This window comes from Streptococcus hyointestinalis (assembly GCF_041225505.1).
In the GTDB taxonomy this organism is placed as follows: Bacteria; Bacillota; Bacilli; order Lactobacillales; family Streptococcaceae; genus Streptococcus; species Streptococcus hyointestinalis_B.
On record NZ_JBCLSK010000055.1, the window covers coordinates 1 to 8,032 of the forward strand.

Sequence of the window (8,032 nt, forward strand, 5' to 3'; positions counted from 1 at the left end):
CAAGAAATGTCTGGAAGCTGAAGGTATTGTCTTGTCTCGCCGTCTTATTCGTCGCATCATAAAGAGACTAAATTTGGCTTCTGTTTATCAGAAAGTGGTCTTCAAACTGCATTCTAAAGGAAAAAATGAAGCACCAATTCCAAATCTCTTAGACAGACAGTTTCATCAGCGAAAGCCTTTAGAAGCCCTTGTGACGGACTTGACTTATGTCCATGTTGGCAATCGTTGGACTTATGTTTGCTTAATCATTGACCTTTTTAATCGTGAAATCATTGGCCTATCTGTTGGCTGGAACAAGATCGCTGACTTGGTCAAAGAAGCCATCCAAAGCATCCCCTACGCTCTTACCAAGGTTACTATTTTTCATTCTGACAGAGGGAAGGAGTTTGATAACCAGCTGATAGATGATATGTTAGAGGCCTTTGGTATTACCCGCTCACTTAGCCAAACTGGCTGTCCCTATGACAATGCCGTGGCTGAGAGTACCTATCGTTCCTTCAAACTTAAGTTTATCAATCAAGAAACCTTCCAATCGCTAGAAGAATTAAGTCTAAAAACCAAGGACTATGTCCACTGGTGGAACCACCATCGAATTCACAGCAGTCTCAATTATCAAACACCAATAATCAAGCGAATAATCGCTTAACAAAAACACTTTATAAAATCTGTACAGAAAAGTGTTGCCTTTTCATTATCTGATACTGGGTAATTAAGGTGTCATAATCTTTCGAAGTATACTGCGAACCTCGATCACTATGAATCAATGGTGTCGCATCAGGGTTGGCTTTTCGGGCTCTACGAAGTGTTTCCAATACCAAATAGATCCGTCATAAAGGTCCTTAATAGCACTCAAATAGACTTTACAGCCGAGAGCGTACTTCAAGAAACTCACATCTTTATACTACTTCTGATTTGGAGCAGTAGCTCTAAAATCACGATTGAGAATGTTATCTTCTACATTGACTAAGCTAGTCACAATACCCCTTGGTTTTTCTGATAATGGAGCGAATACCTAGAATGTACATCAAGCTCCGAATCCGTTTCTGGTTGTAGTTTGTTTCAAATTTGCGATTGACAAATCGAGTCATACGACATCAACCTCTACACCTGAAATAATTTTTGGGAACTATATATCAGTTTACACCAACCCCAATATGTAGTATTTTCAACAATAGCAAAAAAGGCGACTTCCTTTCGGAAATCGTCTTTTAATAATGTTTAAATTCTTCTGGATGCTCGGTCATATATTCTGCCAACCATTCCATGCCATAAGCTATCTCAAAAACTTCTAAAATCAATGAAAGGTCTGGTTGAAAGCCATATTCTTTGAGTTTATTGATAACATCTTTTATAGAACGGATTTTAACTAACTTAATAATATTCCCAGCGTCTTGTCTATCCCTATCTCGTCCACTTTCTAACTTCATACCGAGAATATAAGATAGTGCTGGCACAAGAATAGTGAGATTTGAATAACTAAATGCCTTCTCGCAAATAGACCGAGGAGGTATTTTATTCATATTCGCAACGTTGTTGTTTAGCCATAACTCATCAGGTTCATTCACACCAAAATCATCGCCGACTTTTTCAATAATGCTTCTGATTTTAGCATCTTCTTGATAAAAGGCATCGACATCTTGCGTTCCTCGAAGATTATAATACTCAAGGACGAACCCACCAACGCAGATAATCTCAAGTTCAATGTTTTCCTTAGCTAATTCAGCATTGAGAGCTTCAAATAAGATTTTCTTATCCATAGTTCCCCTCTCTAAACAGCTTTAAGATGTCTTTCGGTTGACTTTTACGATTGGCTTGTAAGACATGTTCTCTCGTATGAGTACCGTCTGTCAAAGCATCTTGCAGGGTTATCTTTTGAAACGGTGTTAGAGTAGGATTTTTTAATAACTGTTCAACATCTTCAGTTGTCAGTTTGGTCTCTTCGTCTTGAATAACCTTATAAAGATAACGAAACCATAAATCACCATCACTTCCAGCATGTTCGCTAGCTCTCACCATGTAATCATACCATGTTGTCATTACTTTTCTCCCTTATCTTCCCTAGGGTTGTAGTTCATTGCTATCCAAAGTTTTTTATCAAAATCAGATAGTTCTTTTTTCTTTGGATAAATACAATCTTCCAAATCAGGAAAGGATAACTTGTATTTTTTCTCAAAAAATATCTGAAATTCCTCTTTGCTTTCAGCGACATCAATCAAGGCTTCTAGCTCCGCCATGTGTCTAGCAATTGCTTTTCTATCTACTTTTTTGATACTCTCTTTCAACGCATCATAGACACAAGTTTTCGTTAGTTGAGCATAAAAAGAACGATGATTAGTGACAAAATCAAAACTGTACTTTTTATCCCAGAATTTCGTATACTTGTTATAAAATCTATCAGAAAGACTAACCTGATACCCAATTAGTTTACTATCAACTCTTCGAGAAATAGACCTTTCCAATTCAAAATGTAAATCATTTAATGTATTAGTAGCCATAAATCAGCTCCCTATATTTAGTGCGGACACAGGTATTTGACAGCAAGAGATTAAAACGTTGACTATCTGAATAATCACGAGTATTATAACGGAAAACAAACTCATCTACATAGTCCTGAAGATATTTCTTAGACCATGAGTGATAAATCCCTAATACTCCACGTTTCAAACCAGCCCAAAAGTCCTCAATCGTGTTGGTATAAACATCGCCTTGCACGTATTCATTAGAACCGTGATTCACAAAGTCATGTTGATAAATCTTAGCCACTTTATTATAACCTAGCCATTCATCTGTGTAAAGTTGAGCAGTCTCTTTTACATATTTGACAATTTGTTCGGTTAATGTTTTTATTTTGGTATCCGGTACATGATGAGCATTGACTTTTCCTTGACGTTGCACCATACCTACTACAGCAGATTTATCTTTCAATGAACGTCCTTGTGCGTTTTAACTTTCTTAGAGTTATGGCGGTTCTTGTTTTTACCGCCAATATAGGTTTCATCAACTTCTACGACATCATCAAGGCTATTGTTGTTTTCAATACCGAAACATTTGCGAATACGCTCCAACATAAACCAAGCTGTCTTTTGCGTAACTCCTATGTCTTTCGATAATTGCACAGACGAAATACCTTTTTTATGAGATGTCACAAGCCAAATTGCCATAAACCATTTACGCAGTTCAATCTTAGTGTTATCAAAAAGAGTACCAGTTTTGACATTAAAGTATTTCCCTGTATTTTTGCAACGGTATTTGTTCCCTTTGCATTTATAGACTTTTGAAGTAGCATCAAAAGGGCTGATAATCACATCATCCCAAATCATATTTTCTAAATGGTTTATACATGACTGTTCATCAGGAAAAGCAGATTGTAAATCAAATAATGACTTAAACTCAAACTTCATAACTGGTACTCCTTACTTCCTTGATTTTATTATATCGAAAACAGGAATAGTTGTCAAAAAAAATGTAAACTTCTACTACACAAAACACCAAAATTTTGATATAACAGAACTATCAAAAAGTAAAGGAAATGATTGGTATGAACGCAATCCAGCTACCGCTGATTAGGTAAGCAACGGTCTTTTTTGTCAACCCCTAAAACAGGCTTTTTCACATTTTTGCGAGGAAGTCTTTTCTGTTGCGCCAGAAAGAGGGGTGACAAGATGAAGCGTATTGAAATTATAGATGTTATCGGTAAAGACTACCTTACTTCAAATATCGAAAATGAGGAACTTAGCTACCAAAAAGCACTCAAAGAAATCGGAAAGGACATTGCTGATTATCAAAAAGATGACTATAAATCTATTATATCATGATACAGTTGTTTTATAGACATTTTTTACTAAAGTGTCTATTTTTACTTTGTAAGCTTTAGTTACAGCTAAAGGCAGTCACACAAAAAAGCCCTAGCCGTTTGGCTAGAGCTTTTGACTTCGCTTTTAGATTAACGACGAAGTCCAAGTGATTGAATCAATTCACGGTAGCGGTTAACGTCTTTACGACGAAGGTATGCTAACAAGTTACGACGGTGACCGATTTTTTTCATCAATCCACGGTAAGTTGCGTGGTCTTTTTTGTGTTGTTTGATGTGGTCGTTAAGGTGGTTGATTTCCCAAGTAAGTACAGCTACTTGAACTTCAACTGAACCTGTGTCACCTTCGTGACGTGCGTATTGTGCGATAATTTCATTTTTTTTCTCTTTTGAGATTGCCATTGTTAGTCTCCTTTGATCTTAATGCTCTATCCGAGTCCTAGGTCTGGCAGTTCCTAAAACCAAGAAAGAGTGCGTCTTATAGACATTTCAATTGTATCAGACCTTTTGGGATTTGTCAAAAAGATTCACTCAAAAACTAGAGTTCTATCACCTGCGGTTTGATAGCTGTGTCGTGGTTGGCAATAATCTGGATACAATTTGCTAGCTCGCTTTGTGCTTTGACCCACTTGAGGGAGGTCATCTGCTTGTCCTTATCTAGCGAAATGCCTGGTAAAATCAGCTCTTTCCATGACTTTTCAGCGTAGCCAGCGTCTGACACCAAAAGGACAAAGTTGCCATCGCCATTTGTCACCTTGACCGCAAAGAGACCATCTGCATGCCCTGGGATATGAATCATCTGAATAGACCCAGCGCCAAAAAGGTCGTAGGAATGCTGAAAAGGACCTTCCTTTTCCGTCCAATCAAAGGCAGTTAGAGGGATGTCTTTCCACCATTTTTCTTGATAACGAGGCTTGTGATGTGGTGCTGATAACAGCTCGTCACGTGAGACAAGGATGTTTTTAGCAGCAGCGACGGAGTGAAGCCCTGAAGCGTGGTCACAATCCAAGTGTGTCATCAAGACATAATCCAAGTCCTCAGGCTTGTAGCCAAGCGCAGCCAACTGCTCAACGACAGCCTCACCTTTTGGCACAAGACCTTGGTTGACATGGTGGAGGATGCGGCTGCCGAGGTGCTTGATTTGCGCTTTTTTGTCAAAGCTACCGTCTGGACTCATCTCACGACTCCAGCCTGTATCCACCAAAATCAAGCCCTTTGGATGCTCAATCAGATAAGCCGAAACAGGTAGCCACAGCTTTTTACTAGCTGGCGTCAAGAGACCTGACGCCTTTAGGAGATTGGTGTGCTCCCACCAAAAGGAAGGTCTGGTGCTACTCGCACCTGACCAGTATGCATGATGTGTATCTTAATCGTTGACATGAAAAGCTCCTTTTTCGTTTTTACTAGGATAGCACTTTTTGGACACAACGTCAAAACCAAACCCTTGACATCTGTCTATTTAGCATTTATTTTTTCAAAAAAAGGCTTGACATGGAACGCGCTTCAGACTTTACAATAAAGAAACGAGGAAAAAACAATGATTAAACGGATTTTTTCAGACATGGACGGCACTCTTTTAAACAGCAAGAGAAAACTAGCTGAGAGCAACGCTAAGGGTATCAAGGAGGCGGCAACTCCTCTGACTTTGGTCTCTGCTAGAGCTCCTATGGAAATGCTTGAGGCTATTTGTGCGCTAGAGCTGATTGGTCCCCAGGTCGCTTTTAACGGTGGCTTGATTTATCAGATGGAAAAAGGTCACATCAAACCTCTCTACGCTCAAGCAATTAAAAAGGATACGGTCAAGGAGTTGCTGCTGCGCTTGTCAACAGACTTTCCGCAGGTCAGCTTGTCTTATTATGACCTCAACCACTGGTATTGTGATACAATAGACCAAGGCATACGCTATGAGAAAAAATTGACAGGCTATCAACCGACTAAACTCAGTCGTGAGCGCTTTTTAGCTCCACAGACAGCTATTTTCAAGCTCATGCTCATCACCTTTGACGAGGCAACCATGCAGGCGCTTTGGGCTTATCTTGCTAAGCTTGACAGAAGCGACATCACTTATCAGCGCTCGGGGAAAGCTTATCTTGAAATCACACATCATTTGGCGAAAAAATCGCAGGGGATTGGTCGCATTATGCGAGAAGAACAGCTCAAAAAACGAGACACCGCTGCCTTTGCCGATGGGCACAATGACCTTCCTATGTTTGAGCAGGTGGATTATGCTATCGCTATGGACAATGCTATGGAAGCTATCAAAGACTATGCCCACTACATCACACAATCAAATGACCAAGACGGTGTCAGCTATGGTATCAAACAGTTTTTACAAAAGGAGAGCTTATGACCAGTATCAGGGATTTGGCGGATTATACAGATTTTCCGCAGCGACTATCTCTCGTGTGCTTAACAACCACCCGCATGTGGCAGAAGAGACCATAGAGGCGATTTTACAGGCGATTAGGAAGCTAGACTACAGACCCAGCCAGATGGCTCGGAATTTGAGCTTTGGGCAGACCCACCGTATCGGTGTGGTCGTGCCACATAACCGCCCCCCTTACTTTACCAAGATGTTAGAGGGGATGATGGACGCAGCAAAAGATAGCAGCTACCAGCTTCTCTTGCTTCCGTCTGATGATTATGATGACCAGAAAGAAAGTGCTTATCTTGAGATGTTGGCTGGGCGAGCTATTGATGGGCTTATCTGTAGCTCACGGGCTCTGGCGATTTCTAAAATTGAGCCTTATGCCGACTATGCGCCTATTGTCCTTTTGGAGCCTGTGGACAGCACTAGTCCGCTATCTTCTACCTACAGCCAGCGCTCTAGCGCTTATGTGGCGCTTTTTACCCGCTTAAAAGAGATGGGACTCAAGCGCATAGCTCTGCTATTTTCCAGAAATAGCAAGGCTTCTGCTACCTATCAGATGAGCTTGTCAGCTTTTGAGCAGGTATATGGAACAGAACCAGCGCTTAGCGTGGGGCATGTGGATAGTCCTCATGAGGTCAGCTAGGGGCTGAAAGAAAGTCTTGAAAAGGCAAAACCACAGGCGATTCTAGCCACCAGTGATGAGGTAGCGGCTTATCTGATAAAGTGCTATCAAGATAAAGAAGCTCCTCTTATCATCGGTCAGGAACATCAAAGTATCAGTCAGATTCTAGACTTTCCAACCATCGACCACCACGCTTATGAGCTCGGTAAATGCGCCTTTAGACAAGCTATCTCCCAAGCTAAGCAAGAACGTCCCTTCACTTCGGAACTCATCTGGCTCTAACAAAAAACACCTCCCTTAGGGAGGTGTTTTTGGCTACTCAAGATGAGTAGAGCGATTAAGCTTCATCATCTGCTTTTTTCTTTTTCTTCTTACCAAAGAGGAAGGCTCCAAATAGAGCGCCACTTCCTAGGAGAGCTGCACTAGAAGCGTCGTCACCAGTGCTTGGCAGTTTAGCATTTGCTGGTTTTTGCACAAGGTTCACTGGCATTTGACGTGGTGCTTCGCTTGTGCGGTGGTTGTTCGATGTTGACTGATGAGAAGACTCGCTTGTTGAGACGGACTCTGAAGTGCTGATAGACTCAGAGGTTGATGTGGACTCGGACATTGAAACAGAGATAGAAGTTGAGATAGACTCTGACGTTGAGACAGATTCGGATGCACTTGTTGACTCTGTTTGTGATTGAGACTCACTGTTTGACTCCGTCGTAGACTCTGAGATCGATGTTGATTCCGTTTGTGATACAGATTCTGAGATAGACTCTGACGTTGAGACAGATTCGGATGCACTTATTGACTCTGTTTGTGATTGAGACTCACTGTTTGACTCCGTCGTAGACTCAGAGATCGATGTTGATTCCGTTTGTGATACAGATTCTGAGATTGAGATAGATTCAGAAATAGAAACACTTACCGACTCTGAAGTTGAAATGGATTCAGACACTGACTCGGAGATAGACTCGGATACGGATTCGCTGACTGATTCTGAAATAGACTCAGATACGGATTCGCTCACTGACTCGGAAATAGATTCAGATACTGATTCGCTCACTGATTCTGAGATAGATTCTGATACAGACTCGCTCACTGATTCTGAAATAGACTCGGATACGGATTCACTGACTGACTCGGAGATTGATTCAGACACTGACTCAGAGATTGATTCTGATACAGACTCGCTCACTGATTCTGAGATTGACTCTGATACAGACTCGCTCACTGATTCTGA

10 protein-coding genes and 2 pseudogenes are annotated in these 8,032 nt (G+C 40.9%); 4 read left to right on the plus strand and 8 right to left on the minus strand.

Annotation, left to right across the window (positions count from 1 at the left end; genetic code table 11):
* Window positions 1–646: IS3 family transposase (locus AALA56_RS09350; RefSeq protein ID WP_369909777.1), on the plus strand; the 646-nt coding region annotated here is incomplete at its 5' end.
* A 40-nt stretch (window positions 647–686) separates the two neighbouring features.
* Here AALA56_RS09350 and AALA56_RS09355 read toward each other — a convergent pair.
* The 5 genes and pseudogenes from AALA56_RS09355 to AALA56_RS09375 all read right to left on the minus strand — a co-directional run.
* A pseudogene (locus AALA56_RS09355) lies at window positions 687–1,091 on the minus strand (IS3-like element ISSth1b family transposase); the annotation flags it as partial.
* 117 nt (window positions 1,092–1,208) lie between these two features.
* The gene (locus tag AALA56_RS09360; RefSeq protein ID WP_369909778.1) at window positions 1,209–1,757 is read right to left on the minus strand and encodes a DUF6036 family nucleotidyltransferase; all 549 of its coding nucleotides are present in this window, start codon (window positions 1,755–1,757) and stop codon (window positions 1,209–1,211) included.
* Entirely contained in the window at window positions 1,750–2,037 is a 288-nt protein-coding gene (locus AALA56_RS09365; RefSeq protein WP_369909779.1) for a hypothetical protein, read from the minus strand. The genes AALA56_RS09360 and AALA56_RS09365 overlap by 8 nt, the downstream gene beginning before the upstream one ends.
* The gene (locus AALA56_RS09370; RefSeq protein ID WP_369909780.1) at window positions 2,037–2,495 is read right to left on the minus strand and encodes a hypothetical protein; all 459 of its coding nucleotides are present in this window, start codon (window positions 2,493–2,495) and stop codon (window positions 2,037–2,039) included. The genes AALA56_RS09365 and AALA56_RS09370 overlap by 1 nt, the downstream gene beginning before the upstream one ends.
* A pseudogene (locus tag AALA56_RS09375) lies at window positions 2,485–3,401 on the minus strand (IS1595 family transposase). The gene AALA56_RS09370 and the pseudogene AALA56_RS09375 overlap by 11 nt, the downstream one beginning before the upstream one ends.
* 261 nt (window positions 3,402–3,662) lie before the next feature.
* Between AALA56_RS09375 and AALA56_RS09380 the strand changes: the two are divergent.
* The gene (locus tag AALA56_RS09380) at window positions 3,663–3,815 is read left to right on the plus strand and encodes a hypothetical protein (RefSeq protein WP_369909781.1); all 153 of its coding nucleotides are present in this window, start codon (window positions 3,663–3,665) and stop codon (window positions 3,813–3,815) included.
* A 128-nt stretch (window positions 3,816–3,943) separates the two neighbouring features.
* Here AALA56_RS09380 and rpsO read toward each other — a convergent pair whose 3' ends face one another.
* Window positions 3,944–4,213, minus strand: coding sequence for a 30S ribosomal protein S15 (gene rpsO / locus AALA56_RS09385; protein WP_115268123.1), 270 nt, complete (start codon window positions 4,211–4,213; stop codon window positions 3,944–3,946).
* Window positions 4,214–4,349: 136 nt separating this feature from the next.
* Window positions 4,350–5,087: an N-acyl homoserine lactonase family protein gene (locus AALA56_RS09390; protein WP_369909782.1), complete on the minus strand. Its 738-nt coding sequence runs from the start codon at window positions 5,085–5,087 to the stop codon at window positions 4,350–4,352.
* Between the two features lie 261 nt (window positions 5,088–5,348).
* On the opposite strand from AALA56_RS09390, the gene AALA56_RS09395 reads away from it, so the two are divergent.
* Complete coding sequence (locus AALA56_RS09395; RefSeq protein WP_369909783.1) at window positions 5,349–6,161, plus strand: HAD family hydrolase; 813 nt, start codon at window positions 5,349–5,351, stop codon at window positions 6,159–6,161.
* The gene (locus AALA56_RS09400) at window positions 6,103–6,825 is read left to right on the plus strand and encodes a LacI family DNA-binding transcriptional regulator (protein WP_369909785.1); all 723 of its coding nucleotides are present in this window, start codon (window positions 6,103–6,105) and stop codon (window positions 6,823–6,825) included. The genes AALA56_RS09395 and AALA56_RS09400 overlap by 59 nt, the downstream gene beginning before the upstream one ends.
* 316 nt (window positions 6,826–7,141) lie before the next feature.
* Here the strand turns inward: AALA56_RS09400 and AALA56_RS09405 are convergent.
* Window positions 7,142–8,032 (minus strand): LPXTG cell wall anchor domain-containing protein (locus AALA56_RS09405; RefSeq protein WP_369909786.1); only part of this gene is annotated, 891 nt, incomplete at its 5' end.

Coding starts and splice junctions, on each gene's coding strand:
- AALA56_RS09380 (WP_369909781.1), top strand. CDS start 3,663: ATGAAGCGTATTGAAATTATAGATGTTATCGGTAAAGACTACCTTACT.
- AALA56_RS09370 (WP_369909780.1), bottom strand. CDS start 2,495: ATGGCTACTAATACATTAAATGATTTACATTTTGAATTGGAAAGGTCT.
- rpsO (WP_115268123.1), bottom strand. CDS start 4,213: ATGGCAATCTCAAAAGAGAAAAAAAATGAAATTATCGCACAATACGCA.
- AALA56_RS09360 (WP_369909778.1), bottom strand. CDS start 1,757: ATGGATAAGAAAATCTTATTTGAAGCTCTCAATGCTGAATTAGCTAAG.
- AALA56_RS09395 (WP_369909783.1), top strand. CDS start 5,349: ATGATTAAACGGATTTTTTCAGACATGGACGGCACTCTTTTAAACAGC.
- AALA56_RS09400 (WP_369909785.1), top strand. CDS start 6,103: ATGACCAAGACGGTGTCAGCTATGGTATCAAACAGTTTTTACAAAAGG.
- AALA56_RS09365 (WP_369909779.1), bottom strand. CDS start 2,037: ATGACAACATGGTATGATTACATGGTGAGAGCTAGCGAACATGCTGGA.